The 16,592-nt window shown below is 55.8% G+C and carries 9 protein-coding genes and 1 tRNA gene; 6 read left to right on the top strand and 4 right to left on the bottom strand.

Features of this window, described 5'->3' with window-relative positions:
* The first annotated feature begins 8 nt into the window (after positions 1-8).
* Both RA29_RS08600 and RA29_RS08595 read left to right on the top strand, forming a co-directional pair.
* Positions 9-1,355, top strand: a complete 1,347-nt coding sequence (locus RA29_RS08600; RefSeq protein WP_039684948.1) for a cytochrome b N-terminal domain-containing protein — start codon at positions 9-11, stop codon at positions 1,353-1,355.
* 13 nt (positions 1,356-1,368) lie between these two features.
* Positions 1,369-2,157: a cytochrome c1 gene (locus tag RA29_RS08595; RefSeq protein WP_039684946.1), complete on the top strand. Its 789-nt coding sequence runs from the start codon at positions 1,369-1,371 to the stop codon at positions 2,155-2,157.
* Positions 2,158-2,307: 150 nt separating this feature from the next.
* Here RA29_RS08595 and mtaB read toward each other — a convergent pair whose 3' ends face one another.
* Positions 2,308-3,564: a tRNA (N(6)-L-threonylcarbamoyladenosine(37)-C(2))-methylthiotransferase MtaB gene (gene mtaB / locus RA29_RS08590; protein WP_039684944.1), complete on the bottom strand. Its 1,257-nt coding sequence runs from the start codon at positions 3,562-3,564 to the stop codon at positions 2,308-2,310.
* Positions 3,561-4,400, bottom strand: coding sequence for a diaminopimelate epimerase (dapF, locus tag RA29_RS08585; protein ID WP_039684942.1), 840 nt, complete (start codon positions 4,398-4,400; stop codon positions 3,561-3,563). The genes mtaB and dapF overlap by 4 nt, the downstream gene beginning before the upstream one ends.
* Positions 4,401-4,497: 97 nt before the next feature.
* On the opposite strand from dapF, the gene RA29_RS08580 reads away from it, so the two are divergent.
* The 4 genes from RA29_RS08580 to RA29_RS08565 all read left to right on the top strand — a co-directional run bounded on the left by RA29_RS08580 (position 4,498) and on the right by RA29_RS08565 (position 14,701).
* Positions 4,498-4,573 (top strand) — tRNA-Lys (locus RA29_RS08580).
* A 984-nt stretch (positions 4,574-5,557) separates the two neighbouring features.
* Complete coding sequence (locus tag RA29_RS08575) at positions 5,558-6,028, top strand: hypothetical protein (RefSeq protein ID WP_039684940.1); 471 nt, start codon at positions 5,558-5,560, stop codon at positions 6,026-6,028.
* Between the two features lie 10 nt (positions 6,029-6,038).
* The gene (locus RA29_RS21835; RefSeq protein ID WP_082029489.1) at positions 6,039-13,022 is read left to right on the top strand and encodes a M10 family metallopeptidase C-terminal domain-containing protein; all 6,984 of its coding nucleotides are present in this window, start codon (positions 6,039-6,041) and stop codon (positions 13,020-13,022) included.
* Positions 13,023-14,299: 1,277 nt separating this feature from the next.
* Positions 14,300-14,701, top strand: coding sequence for an ABC-three component system protein (locus tag RA29_RS08565; protein WP_193743499.1), 402 nt, complete (start codon positions 14,300-14,302; stop codon positions 14,699-14,701).
* A gap of 238 nt (positions 14,702-14,939) precedes the next feature.
* On the opposite strand, the gene RA29_RS08560 is transcribed toward RA29_RS08565, so the two are convergent.
* The gene (locus tag RA29_RS08560) at positions 14,940-15,536 is read right to left on the bottom strand and encodes a 2-oxo-hepta-3-ene-1,7-dioic acid hydratase (RefSeq protein WP_193743498.1); all 597 of its coding nucleotides are present in this window, start codon (positions 15,534-15,536) and stop codon (positions 14,940-14,942) included.
* Positions 15,537-16,142: 606 nt separating this feature from the next.
* Entirely contained in the window at positions 16,143-16,349 is a 207-nt protein-coding gene (locus RA29_RS21830; protein ID WP_052249556.1) for a transposase, read from the bottom strand.
* Positions 16,350-16,592 lie beyond the last annotated feature (243 nt).

Below are 16,592 nucleotides of genomic sequence, written 5' to 3'. Positions count from 1 at the left end.
GAGAGACCATGGCTGGAATTCCTCACGACCATTATGAACCGAAGGCGGCCTGGGAAAAGGGCCTGGCCAAGCGGTTGCCGATCGTTGGCCTGATGTACGACACGCTGATGATCCCGACGCCGAAGAACCTGAACTGGATGTGGATCTGGGGCATCGTTCTGACCTTCTGTCTGGCGCTGCAGATCATCACCGGTATCGTGCTGGCGATGCACTACACGCCGCATGTGGATCAGGCGTTTGCGTCGATTGAACACATCATGCGCAACGTGAACGGTGGCGCGATGCTGCGTTACCTGCACATGAACGGCGCGTCGCTGTTCTTTGTTGCTGTCTACGCCCACATCTTCCGTGGTCTCTACTACGGTTCCTACAAGGCGCCGCGTGAGATCACATGGATCATTGGGATGCTCATCTACCTGCTGATGATGGGTACGGCGTTCATGGGCTATGTGCTGCCCTGGGGTCAGATGTCCTTCTGGGGTGCGACCGTGATCACCGGCCTGTTTGGTGCAATCCCGTTTGTGGGTGAAGCGCTGCAGAGCTGGCTACTGGGCGGGCCCGCCGTGGACAACTCCACGCTGAACCGCTTCTTCAGCTTGCACTACCTGCTGCCTTTCGTGATTGCCGGTCTGGTGATCGTGCACATCTGGGCCTTCCACACCACGGGCAATAACAACCCGACCGGTGTTGAGGTCCGCCGCACGTCGAAAGAGGACGCAGAGAAAGACACGCTGCCTTTCTGGCCATACTTCGTGATCAAGGACCTATTCGCGCTGGCGATCATTCTGGTGGTGTTCTTTGCCATCGTGGGCTTCATGCCGAACTACCTTGGCCACCCCGACAACTATGTCGAGGCGAACCCGCTGGCGACCCCTGCGCACATCGTGCCGGAATGGTACTTCCTGCCGTTCTACGCAATCCTGCGCGCGTTCACCCCTGAAGTCTGGATCGTGCAGTTCGCGACCTTCATCAGCGGTGGCATCATCCAGGCCGACTTCTTTGGCGTACTTGCGATGTTTGGTGCGATTGCGGTGATGGCGCTGGCGCCGTGGCTGGACACCTCCAGCGTGCGCTCGGGTCGGTATCGTCCGATGTTCAAGTGGTGGTTTGCCCTGCTGGTCGTCGACTTCTTCGTGCTGATGTGGGTGGGTGCCCGCCCGGCGGAGGAGCCGTACAACACGATTGCCTTGATCGCGTCGACCTACTGGTTCGTGTACTTCCTGGTCATCCTGCCCCTGTTGGGCGTGATCGAGAAGCCGAATGCGCAACCGGCGACCATTGAAGAAGACTTTGCCGCGAACATGAGCAAGGGCGACAGCGGAACGGCTGCACCTTCGGCTCAGCCTGCGGAATAAGGAGAGACTGCAAATGTTCAAGAAACTTGCAGCAAGCATGGTGGCGGCGTTCGCGCTGGCCACCGGCGCCTTCGCCGCTGGCGAGGCCAAGAATGTGCCCAACGTGAACTTCAGTTTTGATGGTCCGTTCGGGTCGTTCGACCAGAACCAGCTGCAGCGCGGCTTGCAGATCTACACCGAGGTGTGCGCGGCCTGTCACGGCCTGCAATATGTGCCGATCCGGACGCTGGAAGATCAAAGCGGCCCGGGACTGCCCGCCGACCAGGTGCGCGCGTATGCCGAGTTCTACGAAGTGTTCGATCCGGCCATTGATGATTTCCGTCCGGCCATCCCGAACGACCACTTCCCAGGCTCCAACCTGGAAAACGCGCCTGACCTGAGCCTGATGGCCAAGGCGCGCGCCGGTTTCCATGGGCCGTACGGTCTGGGCATCAACCAGCTTATGAACGGTATTGGTGGTGCGGAATACATCACAGCGCTTTTGACCGGGTACACCGGTGAAGAGAAGGAAGAGGCCGGGGCCGTTCTGTATGAGAACAAGTACTTCCCCGGTGGCTGGATCGCGATGGCACCCCCGCTTTGGGGTGATGACACCGAGTTTGCCGATGGCGCACCCACCGACCTGCAAAGCCTGTCGGAAGATGTGTCTGCGTTCCTGATGTGGACGGCTGAGCCCAAGATGATGGCCCGCAAGCAGGCTGGCTTTGTCGGGGTGATCTTTCTGACCATCCTGTCGGTGCTGCTGTATCTGACCAACAAGCGCCTGTGGGCGCCGGTCAAGGCACGCTACAAGAAGAAGTAAGTTACGCGCATAGCGACGTGAAAGCCCTGCCTTTTGGCGGGGCTTTTTGTTCTGGTGCAGGACACCTGCGCTTTGCGCTTGCGTTTCGCCTGCTAGATGATTGTGGAGGGGGCGCTGCCCCCGCGGCTTGCGCCGCCCCCCGTCGTATTTTTAGTCAGAAGAAGCCATGAGGGCTTTGCCGGAGTGGCCGGTGATCCGTGCGGTGACGATCTGTCCTTCGCGTTGGGCGTCGTCGAAGGTGACTTCGGTGAATTGTTCCGTCCGGCCCATATGCGGGTTTTCCATCAGGATGTGATGGAGCTTGTCCTGCTGCGCGGCGAGGTGCTTTGTGACTTGCGCTTCGCCCGCGCTGCGCAGGCGGGCGGCGCGGTCCTTGATCGCCTTGCCGTTGACTTGCGGCATACGCGCGGCTGGGGTGCCGGGGCGGGGCGAGTAGGGGAAGACGTGCAGCCATGTCAGGTCGCACTCTTCGACGAGGCGCAGGGAGTTTTCGAACATCGCCTCGGTTTCGGTGGGGAAGCCCGCGATGATGTCGGCCCCGAAGGTCATGTCGGGGCGCAGCTTGCGCGCCTCTTGCGCGAAGCGGATGGCATCGTCGCGCAGGTGGCGGCGCTTCATCCGTTTGAGGATCAGGTCGTCGCCGTGTTGCAGCGACAGGTGCAAGTGCGGCATGAGGCGGGGTTCTGTCGCGATGGCCTGCATTAGAGCCTCATCCACCTCAATCGAGTCGATGGAGCTGATCCGGAGGCGGGGCAGGTCCGGCACCAGCTTGAGGATGCGCATGACGAGATCGCCGAGCTGCGGTTCCCCCGGCAGGTCCGCGCCCCATGAGGTGAGGTCGACACCGGTCAGGACGACTTCGTTGAAGCCCCGGTCCACCAGTCGCTTGATCTGGTCTACCACCACGCCTGCCGGCACCGAGCGCGAATTGCCGCGGCCGTAGGGGATGATGCAGAAGGTGCAGCGGTGATCGCAGCCGTTTTGGACCTGCACATAGGCGCGGCTGCGCGTCCCGAAGCCGTCGATCAGGTGCCCAGCCGTTTCGGTGACGGACATGATGTCGTCGACTTGCACCGGTTCGGTCCCGAAGTCGCCCGCGATGCCGGCCCATGTGCTGGCTTGCATCTTTTCGCTGTTGCCGATGACGGCGTCGACCTCGTCCATATTTGCGAAGGTGTCGGGTTCGGTCTGGGCTGCGCAGCCGGTGACGATCAGTTTGGCGCCGGGATGGGTGCGGCGGAGTTTGCGGATGTCCTGGCGGGCCTTGCGCACCGCCTCCGCCGTCACGGCGCAGGTGTTCACGACCACCGTGTTTTCGACGCCTGCCTGTGCAGCGAGTTCCTCCATCGCCTTGGTTTCATAGGCGTTGAGGCGGCAGCCGTGGTTGGAGAAGATGGGCGCGCTCATAGGCTTGCGAGGAATTCTGGCGTTAGCATGCCATCAAAGACATGCGCCGTGGGCCCGGACATCCACACGCCATCCTCGCGCCAGTCGATGTGGAGTGTGCCGCCGTCCAGGTCGATTTGGACCTCGCGCCCTGTCAGGCCCCTGCGTGCCGCTGCGACGGCTGTGGCACAGGAGGAGGAGCCGGAGGCCAGTGTGATCCCTGTACCCCGCTCCCAGACGCGCATGCGGATGTGATCGGGCCCGATCACTTGCGCGAATTGTACGTTGGTGCGTTCGGGGAAAAGCGGATGATGCTCGATCTCTGGCCCAATGGTTGCGAGGTCCACGCCCATCACGTCATTCACAAAAAAGGTGCAATGCGGGTTGCCCATGCCAGTGGCGACGGGGCTGCCATCGATGGGTAGGGAAAGCGTGTCGGTGTCTTGGGTGAGGGGGATGTCCTGCCACCTCAACACCGGCTGCCCCATGTTGACAGATGTCACCCCATCTGGCCCGCGCACGGCTTCGAGCGTACCTCGCCCCGTCACCTCGATCTGGATGCGGTCCGCACCGTTCTGCGCCAGTTCACGCGCGGCGATGCAGCGGGTCGCATTGCCGCAGGCCGCCGATTGAGAGCCGTCTGCATTGTAGAACGTCACCGTCAGGTCCGACCCTTCGGTGATGAGGGCCAGTTGATCAAAACCCACGCCGCGGTGCCGGTCTGCAAGAGCCTGCACAAGCGGTTCGGTCAATGACACCGAGGCCGTGCGACCGTCGATCACGACAAAGTCGTTGCCTGCCCCGTGCATCTTCATGAAGGGCCAATGAGAGGTCGCCATATCCGCCATGGCGGGCATATAACCCTGCGTTTTTCGGGAATCCAGTATGTCGCATGAAAACATGGCAGAATCGGCTTGACCCTGTGCCCGACCCTTTCTAAGTAAGCCGCCTAGTGGGCCGTTAGCTCAGTTGGTAGAGCAACTGACTTTTAATCAGTGGGTCGCAGGTTCGAACCCTGCACGGCTCACCACTACACAAAAATTGTGACGAATCGTGATGTTTGATCATTATGGTCATACTTTTGGTCATTCTGGTCGCTAACTTTGGTCAGTCGGCAGATTTTGTGTGTTTGCTGGCGAAAACGATGGTGTTGGTCGAACAACCGGTGCTGCCACGCTCGCTAGCGGCCATTAAGAGGTGCTTCGAGGGACAAGGTTGATTGTGTTGAAGAATTCAGTGTCGGGGCCATGGCGATCAATTTTGCAGAACATCCTTCTGCGAAACAGCGCTATCATAAACGGCGTTTGCAACGCCGCTCGCAATGACAAGATAGTTCCAGGTTTTCGAAGCGCATTTTGGAGCGAGGAGTTTTCAAAAAACGGTTCAAACTACATTTTCGCTGTACAAGCACCTGGCTCAAGATATGCGGACCTAACGAAGTTGGCTTTCGCAGGCCCATAGGCGGAGTGCGCAACTTTGGGTCGTATTTTATGACCTTACACGATTTGGCGAACCAATTGTGTCAACGCCGGGAGGCAATCGAAACTGAACCGATAGCGCGATTCCGCTAAAGTCATATTAAACGTCCAGAAACTGATAAGCCAGCTCACAACATGCCCGCTTTGGCGTTGATCAGTATCCGGCTGATGCGATGAATCACTTGTCATCACATTTTCCTTTACACCTCTCGTAATACGTGTTCGAACTGACGCTAAAGCGCTTCATCTGGGTGAAGCATAAGGGTGCGCGAGGTGGACACATGCGGAGATTCCGCAAACGAATAATTGCGTCAAATTACATTTTTTTTATTTGCTCTGCCGTCGCTGATCATTCGGCCACACCTACTCCATCGATCAGAAATTTTAGCGTCAGTTTCTCGAGGCTGAGGCACCGACAGGGGGTAGTGCGGAGCCGTTCGAATATCTCTGGGGCCTATCGCGCGCGGCGTGGGCGTCAGGTGTCGTTTCAAATGGCGATCTGATTTCAGGAACGGTGCGCAGAAAAGTGGGTAGAAATGGATCTTGGTAGACAAATTGCTACTGTCGTATTGTTGGCAAGTTTCATATTCGGTCTCTGGGCAATTCCGACGGATGCTCAAGTAGAAAGAAACACGGGAGACTTGACCACTACTGGAATTGATAAATTGGATTGCGATGAAGCGTTACAACTTGAGCCAATAGTTTCTTTTACGGAAGAGGGCGCAGTTGGAATTGCGCTCCAGGAGCGCCGCGAACTGCTGGTTGGAAAAGAATGCCGCCAGGAACACTTCACGAAATACTTCCTGGAAAGAGGCTGGGTTTACATCGGCCTGCAGGATGCAAGGCCTGGTGGAAAAAATTCACCGACGGCCAACGCGGACAACCAAATGACTTTTTGCTTTTACGGCTCTTTCCTCCGTCGCGTAACGAACAGATGCAAGCTCGAGGCGAGGATTTATCGGAACAAACGGCAAGTAGTTCATATCGTAGCTTCCACCATAAAATAGGGGAAAAGAAATGCCCATCTATATCGAATCTCGTGGTGTCGGTTTTAACGCAAACGGTCTTGCTGAGCATCAATATCTTGTATTTGCTCCGATAGGTTCGGAGAGCGATTACTCCGCTTGGAAAACTATAGGTGCATTTCCGCTAGCCGATCCCATCCAAGGTTTATTGCTTGTAGGCAGAGAAATAGACTCGGAACTCGGCGGCTCGCCTGATCGGTGGGGAATTTCGGATTTTCGGGCGACAGACGTTCAGACAGTTGAAGCGGCGCTCGCGAGACCTGCAACAGTCGAAGATATGGTGGCTGCGGGCTATCGGGCAGTCCTTCGCGAAACGAAAACGGTGATGGATACCGGTATTTCAAGCGAAGAAGCACAAGCGTGGGCGCGCATGGTGGAGTTTGCCCAAGAGATATCGGAAAAATACGCATATCGAATTTTTGAACCGTTCGTATTCGGTCCTACGGCAAATTCGAACTCATTCGTTACTTCAATACTTGTCTGGAGTACCCAAGTAGGTATTCCAGTTCAAAATTTTGAAACAGACCCGTTTACCCCCGGCTCGGAGACCTGGTTAGGCTTGACAACCGATGACCTTATGGATGCCGGATCCATTCCTGCTTCCTTGGCGCGGATCGAAAACCTATTTGGCGGGCGCGGTGCGGATACACTCGTTGGTACATCAGGAGACAACTACCTGGTTGGTGGCGACGATGATGATGTTGACCGTTTGCTGGGTGGAGCTGGCAATGACACGCTTATTGGGCGCTACGACCAAAGCAGTCTGGTCAGGTCTGACCAGTTTTTGGCCGGCGCAGGTGACGATCATATCATGATCGTGGATCCAACCAGGGAACTCGCCGGTGGAATACCTGACACCTCCGCTGCGTTTTCTGGCACCGGCACATCCGCATTCCATGACGGTTCGCTTGGTTCAGGTGGCGTTGTTGACGGCGGGATAGGTCAAGATACACTTGATTTTGGCCAAGTAGATGGCGCGAGAAGTATTCGAGTATCCTTCGATACATTTTCTGGAATCGAATTTATCGAAACGACAGTTTTCTCAGACATTATTCACCTTGCCGGCGAATTTGATACAGGCGTACAGACGATCAATTTGGACAGCAACGCTTTTGACCAATATCTGGACAGTTTGAACTTCTCGCTGAGTACGGAAATTGAAGGCTTGGATTTCCTTGGTCTGAGGCCTTCTCCTGCTGCAAATAACGGAATTCAGGTTCGTCCAAACGGCGATCTAAGCTTGTCTTTGACAGCCTTCGATGTGGGTACTGTTGTCGGCTCTGCATTTGACGACGTGTTTCGTCTGCAAGAGGGCTTTGAGATCTTTGACGTTTTTGATGCTGGCGCAGGTCTGGATACGATAGATGTATCGTTGTGGAGCAGTATTGCAGGCGAAGCTGGTATTTCTGCTGACCTGTCCTTGGGCTCGCTCACACACTCTGGTGGTTCTGGTGTTGATATTGTCCGTTTCGAAAACGTCATCGGAACGCAGTTTGATGATGTCGTCGCGGGCGATGCCGGCAACAATATCATTGACGGTGGTGGAGGGTCAGACACACTGGATGGCGGCGAGGGTGTCGATTTCCTATGGTTTGGGACAGAACAAAGTGCTGTCGAGGTTGAACTGAACACCGAAGGCGTGACGAGTGCCGCTGTTGCAGATGACGTTGTCACGAATTTCGAGGGCGTTCGCGGCAGTGAATTTGACGATGTGCTGAGTGCATCGACACCTGCCGCTGGCACCTTGTACCTCTCTGGCGATCTGGGAAACGACACTCTTGTTCACACGCCGGAACCGGTTAGGTCGGACACTGGTCCATCGGCCTTTGGGAACCCTATTGTCATGTTGGGCGGCGAAGGGGCCGATACGTTTCAGCTTCAGGCCGGCTTGGGGATTATGGTGGTCCAGGCCAATTTGGATGCGAATTCGCTGGGCCAGTTTTCTCTGGATGCGCTGGGTCTGTCGATTAGATGGGATCTGATTGGAGCGGTGATTGTCAATCCGGATGAAAGCGACAACATCGTTCTGGACTACCTAGAACGAGACGATGCTGGCGCGATCGCTTCATCCGAACTCATCACTCTCGACGTCGGCGATCACGGCGATATCAATAGCAGCTTCTCCGCCTTCGACTATCAAAGCTTTTTTACCCCGGATTTTGACGGAAACCGCGCCGTCACTGACGAATATGTTTGGACAGCAAATTCGAATTTTCTAGGCGGCCAGTATCTCGCTCAAGGCAACTGGTGGGCGCCGGATGGCATTCCCGCACCCGAATATACGGACCAAGGCGACGGCGTCTTTGCCAGACGAGGCGATTGGTTCATGATAGGCGGGCAAATGTTTGGCACGTCAATCGTACCCACTGGTGCGATTGGGGTTGGCGAAACGGCGTTGCCGAGCGGCGCCAGTACCAATGGCCCGGCCACCGGTTTCAATTTCATCTTCGGAACGGCCGCCGCTGACGTGCATACCGGTGGCGTGAACGATGATTGGTTCATTGGCGGCGCCGGAGCTGACACCATCGATGGTGCAGGTGGGACGGATCGCGTCAGCTATGCTGCGTCCTCTTCCGGTGTTTCGGTGAACCTGGCCACTGGTTCTGTCGCGGGGGACCTCGCAGACGGTGATGTTCTGATAGCTATCGAGGACATATCCGGCTCGTCCCAAGACGACACGCTTGTAGGTGACGACGCATCGAATTTGCTCTTTGGCGGTGCTGGGAATGACTCGCTTGTCGGTGGCGCTGGTAACGACCGGCTTGAAGGTGGCTCTGGCAGTGACACGCTGACAGGTGGAGAAGGCGCGGATGAGTTCGCCGTTTACAATGACGGCGGGAATGACACGATCACCGACTTCAGCGTCACAGATGATGTGCTCACCATTGATGGCCGGATCGTCAACCCGTTCATCCCCGATGGCCTGGCACAGTTCGAGCAGGTCGGTGGGGATGTCCTGATTTCATACGGATTTTTTGGCGGCGGCACGATCTTGCTGGAGAATGTCGACCTTGCGCAGTGGACTGCGGCCAACACCATTCGCGGCACCAATACCGCTGAGCGCATCTTTGGTACTGCGAGCGATGATGTCGTCGCTGGTGGCGGAGGTGATGATACAATCCTAGCCGGTGATGGTGATGACAGGATTGTCTACACATCGGGCGAAGTGCTGATCGCTGGAGGAGGTGACAACGCCGGAAACGACACACTTGACCTCACAGCGTTTTCGTCTGCCGATGTTCGCTTCGGTTGGGATGGTACCAGCGTCACCGTGGAGACGTCTGGGGGTATTGTCACGCTTCAAGATCAATTGCCGTCCGACGGCAGTACGGCGGGGTCGAACATCGAAGTGTTCGCGTTCTCGGACGCCGTTTTGAGCGAGGCCGATGTTCTCGCACGGTTGATCTCGGATCAGGCCACGGACGGGAACGATACGATTACAGGCCGCGACACGGACGATCTTATTGCGCCTGGCACAGGCAACGATTTCGTCCTGGCAGGTTTGGGCAACGACACGATTGTCTACGACAGCGGTGACGACACGGTGTCGGGTCAGGGCGGGGTGGATCTTCTGGATCTGTCCCAATTCTCAGTCGGCGATGTGCAGATTTCAACGGACGGCGTTCATATCCAACTGATAACGGCCAACGGAACAATTACGCTGCTGGATCAACTGCTTGATGCACAGGTTGAAAGCATCCAGTTTTCCGATGCAACGCTGTCCGCAGCGGACATTGCCAGTACTGCCGTGTCAACTCAAAGCACCTTAGGTGATGATCTGATCTTTGGCACCTCAGGCAATGACGTGCTTCTGGGTTTGGACGGCAACGACACACTCGTTGGGCGGGACGGAGACGACACGCTAAGCGGTGGCGATGGCAACGACGTATTCCGATACACAGGCGGCAACGACATCATTGCGTCCGACGATGTGGGAACGGGTGTCGATACGCTGGACCTCACTCAATTCGCGCGCAGTGACATCAACGTCTCAAGAGATGGTGCGGATGCGATCATCAGCACACCAGATGGGACGATACGTCTTCAGAACCAATTCGCGAGCGCGGGCGAAATCAATACCATCGCTTTGGTTCAATTGAGTGACGTCACTTTGACCGCACAGGATGTGCTGGACGCGTCCGAAGTCCTGAACATTACCCATGAAACAAGGTTTGTGCCGCGGTCCGGCGATGCCCTTATCGATGGATCGCTTTTCAATCGGGCCTGGGTGGAAGACACGATTTACTATTCGTTCCCTCAGAATGCTGATGAGTATGAATATGGACCCGAACGTTCAACCTTTTCTCCGATCTCTGCTGCACAGATGGCCGCTGCTCACTTTGCGCTCAGCGCTGCGGATGGGTCATCAGCCGCTTCCGGCTTTGCGATTGAGGGATTTGCGGGGATAAACTTGGAATTCACCGAAGCGTCCGGGGCACATATTCGGTTTGGTGAATCCGACACACCGGTGACGGCCTATTCCTACTTTCCAAGAAACGACGTGTCCGGTGGGGATGTGTGGTTCGGCAGACGCCTCGACTTCAGCATAGCTGAAGCTGGCAACTTCCAGTGGTTCGCGCTCTTGCATGAGTTGGGCCATAGCATGGGCCTGAACCACGGGCATGAAAGCAGTCCGTACGGTGTTTTGCCGACCGAATTCGATGCGATGGAATACTCGCTGATGACATATCGGGAGTTTGTCGGTGCGTCTCCAACGGATGGTTTCCGCAATGAACAGTTCGGATATGCGCAGACCTACATGATGCTGGATATCGCGACGATACAACATCTGTACGGCGCAAACTTCGATACGAATTCTGGAGACACCGTTTACCGATGGACACCGGACTCAGGTGACACCTTCGTCAATGGCGAAGTTGCAATCAATCCGGGCGCCAATCGTATCTTTGCGACTATCTGGGATGGTGGCGGTGTCGATACATATGACTTGAGCGCCTATGCAAACGGCGTTGCCATTGATCTGTCACCGGGCGGGTCCTCTGTCTTCAGTCAGGAACAGCTTAGTGCGCTTGGCTTTGGAAACTTTGCCAGCGGCAATATCTACAATGCCATGCTCTACCAGGGCGACTTGCGGTCGTTGATTGAGAACGCCGTAGGCGGCGCCGGAAATGATATCCTTTTGGGCAACTTGGCTGACAACAGGTTAGCCGGAAATGCTGGAAACGACCTGCTTTCTGGTCTTGAAGGCTCTGACATTCTGGTGGGAGGTACCGGAGACGATACGCTGCTCGGCGGCACCGGTAACGATACGTTGGATGGCGGTGACGGTTTTGACACCTTCACTTTTGCAAAAGGGGACGGAAACGACGCCATTGTCGGTTTTTCTTTCTTCGAAGATATCTTGGACATTGACGGCACCATCTTCAATCCGTTTACAAATCTGTTTGGCATCGATTTCACAATGGTCGGCTTTGATACGCTGATCACTTATGGTGGCGGTTTGGACAGTGTGACCCTCCTGGGATTTGACATATCCACATGGGCCGAGCCGGAACCTGTCGTCACGATCGATGGCACAGCAGGGAATGATGTTATCAACGTGAACTACGTCGATCCGGATGGTGACGGTCTTTCTGACGATGGGCAGATCATTCTCGCAGGCGATGGCAATGATCGTGTCGAAGACGGTGTAGGCGACGATACCGTATTGGGTGGCGCTGGCCGCGATATCTTCATTGCTGGCGCAGGTGCCGACGGCTACGATGGCGGGGCAGATCGTGATGAAGTGTTCTACACGAATGCTACGGTAGGGATCACAGTCAGTACCATCGACCCGACCCAGGGTACGGGCATCGCCGCGGGTGATACCTTTCTTGATATTGAATATATCCATGGCTCGAACTTTGATGACGTGCTTGTCGGCGATGTGCAGAGGCTCTTTGGACGGGATGGAAACGACACCCTGCAGGATGGGGCCGGCGCTCAGCGTTTGATCGGTGGCGCTGGATCGGACACGTTCCGCTTGATCGCAGGCGACGGTGTGCAGGATCAGGTAAACGACTTCACGATTGGAGAAGATGTTTTCGATCTCAGCTTGTGGGGCGTCACCCAGCTTACTGACCTCGACATCTTTGAAACGACTAATGGGCAAGGCAACCCCCAAGGCCGTCTTACGATTGCGTACAATGGTGAAAGCATTCGTGTCGATGGGTTGGCTGACGCGGATATTGCCAGCCTCACCGAAAGTCACTTCATCTTTGCCCTACCGTCTGATGAGGGGGGGCCGGGCGGCAATCCGTCGGGCGGCGGCGCGTCCGTTGAAGGAAATGGGTCTGACGATATCATCGACGCGAATTTCGTCGACGTTGACGGGGACAGCATCTCGGATGAAGGGCAGGCTATTTTCGCGGGTGATGGGGATGATCGTGTCTATGATGGCGCCGGAGACGACACAGTTGACGGCGGAGACGGTCGTGACATCTTCTTCGCAGGCGGTGGTGCTGACAGTTACGATGGCGGAGCGGATCGCGATGAAGTGCGCTACTCCACCGCAACAGAAGGTCTGACAATCAATACGGTGGACGGTTCTCAGGGCACTGGAATTGCAGCCGGAGACACCTTTACGAATGTCGAGTATGTCTATGGCACAGACTTCGACGATGTGATCGTGGGAGATGTTGAACGGCTCTTTGGTCTTTCCGGCAACGATGTCTTGCAAGATGGCGCGGGCGCGCAACGCCTGGTTGGCGGTGCTGGCGCCGATACGTTCCGGTTCATAGCGGGCGATGGCGCGGAGGACCGTGCAGCCGACTTCACAATCGGAGAGGACATATTCGATCTCAGCTTGTGGGGCGTGACCCAGCGTTCGGAACTCAACATTTTCGAAGCAACCAACGGGCAAGGTGTTTTGCAGGGACGTCTGACGATCGAATTCAATGGTGAACGCATACGTGTCGATGGGCTGGCAGATGAAGACATCGCAAACCTGACTGAGGATCACTTCATCTTTGCATAGTCGTTGATGAGCTTGGATTGCTCCGCTCAACAGCAGGCCGAATTTAATTGCTATTGGAGCTGTGTATCACAGTCCGACATTAAACTCGTTGCGTCGGAACCCGGTTGTCTCAATGAGATCTCCGGGTTCCTTTCCTTGCAATCGGCCATCGGATACGAAAAGTCTGCTGCAGTCTTTCCGAACGACAGCTTCTCCTGCTGCGCTGCAGCTACAAATCGTGCGTGCAAGTTACAAAACCTGTGCTGCGAGCGCACGCAGCATGAAATGGAAATGACCGGGTTGGGCTCATTATAGACATTGGTGCGTCCCGCGGCATCAGTCAAAGTGGGCTCTCTGCGGCCATCGGAGCGATTGCAGCATCCTTTGCCTTGGCAAAGGTCAGATCGCGTCGATGAGAGTGGCCCTGACCTGCCGTTCAGCCGCGACACCAAACGCTGCGATGCGACCTGTCAAACCTGCCATTTTCTGCAGGCACAAACTCTGGAGCTTCCCGACTCACATTCTGCGGGACGAAGCGCCAGTACGCCGCCTGTTCGCCAACGGCAATTTTCAGCGGCGGAAGATCGTGGACACACAATCAGGGTGTCGCCGGAGTCGATGTAAGCCGGGAAACAGGTTCCAAGTGTGTGCCCAACACGCGTGTCAAATCAACGTAGCAGCATCCTTGCTTCCCCTTCGCCCGGGTCAGGGATGGAAGCCGGATGACCGAAACCGTGTGACAGTTCGGTCCAGGACAACTCGCCCGGACAGCTCGTTTCTGATCTCGATGATTGCGGGTACGCAGTCAAACTAACTCCCGTCGGAAAGCAGAGCTATTGACAGAACTGAAATCAACTCTGAATTGTATTTTCAGTCTGCTACGCCAATTGGGAAAGGTTTCTTTACGTGACTGATTTATCAAAATACAACGCAAGTGGCTCGATGGCGGGGTATTTGTTCCAGTGCCGCCTTGCGGGTCTCCATGCCCTGGAGCTGACGCGCCAGAAACGTGAAGGCAATGTACAAAATGCGTGAAGGGGCGTCAAATGCAGACGTCAATGCGTCATATGACCTGCTAAAAATAGCCGCACAGAATTCGACCAATAGCGCAACTCAAGTAGCGCGGTCGGCCTTCTTGGAAATGACTACAGATGAAGCGAAACTGCTCTTGTCGCGTGTCGTTGTCATCGACAACCACCCAAACCTGACAGACGTATGTCTCAGACATAGTCGCCGCACTCAACATACTCGCGCCCACCAATGCTGAACTTGCAGCGCAATACTTGGAAGGATGGTGGTTGAACAGAGTTGGTCAACACTTGATTGGTGAGGATGACGCAGGCATTCCTGTTCAGCACTTGATCCTAAAGGCGCACGAGATTGGTAAGACGCTGACAGATGAGGCGTTACCTATCGACAACCCGGAAACATTGGATGTCAAGGAATGCAGCGATGATGACGAGACCCGTGTTTTTGTTCGCCAAATGCGAGCTATCAGAATCACGGACGGCATGGTGCGCGGCGCGACATCCGGCTTTTATCGTGCGTACGCCCAGCAATCCCATTGGGCCCGAGAAAGCCTAATTCTGGAAGACGAGTTGTCCAACTACGATGAAAAGCTTCGAGACGCCTGGCGTCGGAAGTTCGATGAAGTGTCGCAATGGATGATGCGAAAAACGAAGAAGAAAAGGTTTCGCTAGGTAGACGAGTTTTCCTGTGGGCTACCCACGAATCGACACCGCTTCGAAACGTGGTCGAGAAGTGGATCACCGCAGGATCATATCACCGGCTTGCGGATAGACACCAAGTCAGGTGGCACCCAGATTTCGAAAGTGCTGACGTGAAGGCATCGGAGGCAAGCGATGGATAGCCAGCTGCCGATCTGCGGCTTCTTTTCTTCTAGAGCTTGTTTGAACGTGTTCTAGGGAGCAGGCATGTCTAAACCTTTCGCGCAATTGAGCAAGTCACAGCCCCAAGCGCGCCAAAATCGCATTGGATTGTGTCTCCAGCTGCGCCTGCAACAGGGCGCGTGAAACTGCCGCCTAGAACGAACTCACCATCATTCAGGCCTTCACCCAATTCGGCCAATTGCCGGGTGAGCCAGACCAGCCCGTTCGCTGGATGTCCAAGGACACCGGCCGACACGCCCGTCTCTTCGATCCTGTCGTGGCGATATAGGACCCTCGGCACCATTGTGAGGTCAACCGCGTCAGGCCGGACCGGTTTGCCACCCCAGATGCTACCTGCATTCGCCGCATTATCGGCAATCGAGTCTTTGACGTTGAGCGGGACTTGGGTTTCTGGATCAACCAGCGCGGAACGACAATCGATCACCTCAATAACTGGAACCACCCAATCTGTCGCATTGAGGACGTCGAAAATAGTGACATCCGGTCCTGCCAGCGGGGCTTTCAGCTTGAAGCCAAGTTCAACCTCGAAACGCAGCGTGATGAAGCGATCAGCTGCGATCACACCGCCGTCATCAATGACCATAGCGTCCGTTAGGACGCCATAGTCAGGCGTATCAATGCCCACCGCCAGCTGCATTGCGCGATTGGTCAGCCTGATCTTGTTCTTAACAACTTTTTCGCCTTTCGCGCGTCGCAGGTCTGCCCAAGCCAATTGTCCTTGTGATAGAGACGGCGTCGCTTCTTATATCTCTGTGGAAGCTACAATCCTTCCTCACGCTACTCGACCATTGTCCTCGGACCAATGGCGGACAAGGTCTCGTCGCTAGACCTTTTTGTGATTGATTTTCCAGCCCTCGACGTGGAGCAGTTCGTCGTCCATTGGTTGCTCGGACCAATGGCGCAACCAGGACGACCTTGCGATAGCCATATCGACCGTATTGCTTTGTCAGCCGGATGATTGCCAACCGCAACGCATCATCGTTCTTGGATGCTGGGCGATATTGTAGGGAGCTCCGCGCAAGGCCAATCACCCGGTACGTCCGCCGCTCAGAAGTTGCGAGCTTCTGACGTGTGTGAATGATGGCCTGACGGAGCTCCGCTGTGGTCAGACTCTGGGCTTTAGATGGTTCAGACCTTCCTTGAGAATGAGCTTATCCAGTTCAAGCTCCGCGACGATCTTCTTCAGCCGCGCGTTGTTCCGCCTGACAAATGATCCCCCGGATCGTTTGCTTTATCGGCTCCAATTCTCCAAGCTCTTCATCTCCGACAACTGCGACCGGCCCATCCCGCCAAACCGTTTCCGCCAATTGTAGTACGTCGCACCCCTGATCCCGACACCGCGATACGCCGATGCCACATCATCACCAGCCGTCAGCTTCAGCTCAATCTCACGCAGCACCTTCAAGATATCTTCGTCTGAATGTCGCTTCCTCGCCATTCAATGTCCCCCTTCAGTGCCCACTGCAATGGCCCAGTTCTAAGGGGGAAGGACAACGAGCGCTTGCGGCTCACCCCGAGCCCGCACCATACGGATGCAGATATTGATGCGTTGCTGGTGGCGCTCGACTCGCTTTGGCGGCAATGTGCGCTTGCCAAATGCGCTGCGTGATGCATGGCATCTAACGCGCAGCGCGCGCGGCGTCCGCTTGGAAAGAACTGGTTGCGTTTTAACCCAATTCGT

The sequence above is a fragment of the Tateyamaria sp. ANG-S1 genome, assembly GCF_000814025.1.
Lineage (GTDB): Bacteria > Pseudomonadota > Alphaproteobacteria > Rhodobacterales > Rhodobacteraceae > Tateyamaria.
Note: the sequence above shows the minus strand (reverse complement) of the source record. Positions and strands in the feature narration are given on the sequence as shown.

Bases quoted from the DNA above. Each gene is read 5' to 3' on its own strand.
- RA29_RS08600 (WP_039684948.1), top strand. From the start codon at position 9: ATGGCTGGAATTCCTCACGACCATTATGAACCGAAGGCGGCCTGGGAA.
- RA29_RS08595 (WP_039684946.1), top strand. From the start codon at position 1,369: ATGTTCAAGAAACTTGCAGCAAGCATGGTGGCGGCGTTCGCGCTGGCC.
- mtaB (WP_039684944.1), bottom strand. From the start codon at position 3,564: ATGAGCGCGCCCATCTTCTCCAACCACGGCTGCCGCCTCAACGCCTAT.
- dapF (WP_039684942.1), bottom strand. From the start codon at position 4,400: ATGCCCGCCATGGCGGATATGGCGACCTCTCATTGGCCCTTCATGAAG.
- RA29_RS08575 (WP_039684940.1), top strand. From the start codon at position 5,558: ATGGATCTTGGTAGACAAATTGCTACTGTCGTATTGTTGGCAAGTTTC.
- RA29_RS21835 (WP_082029489.1), top strand. From the start codon at position 6,039: ATGCCCATCTATATCGAATCTCGTGGTGTCGGTTTTAACGCAAACGGT.
- RA29_RS21830 (WP_052249556.1), bottom strand. From the start codon at position 16,349: ATGGCGAGGAAGCGACATTCAGACGAAGATATCTTGAAGGTGCTGCGT.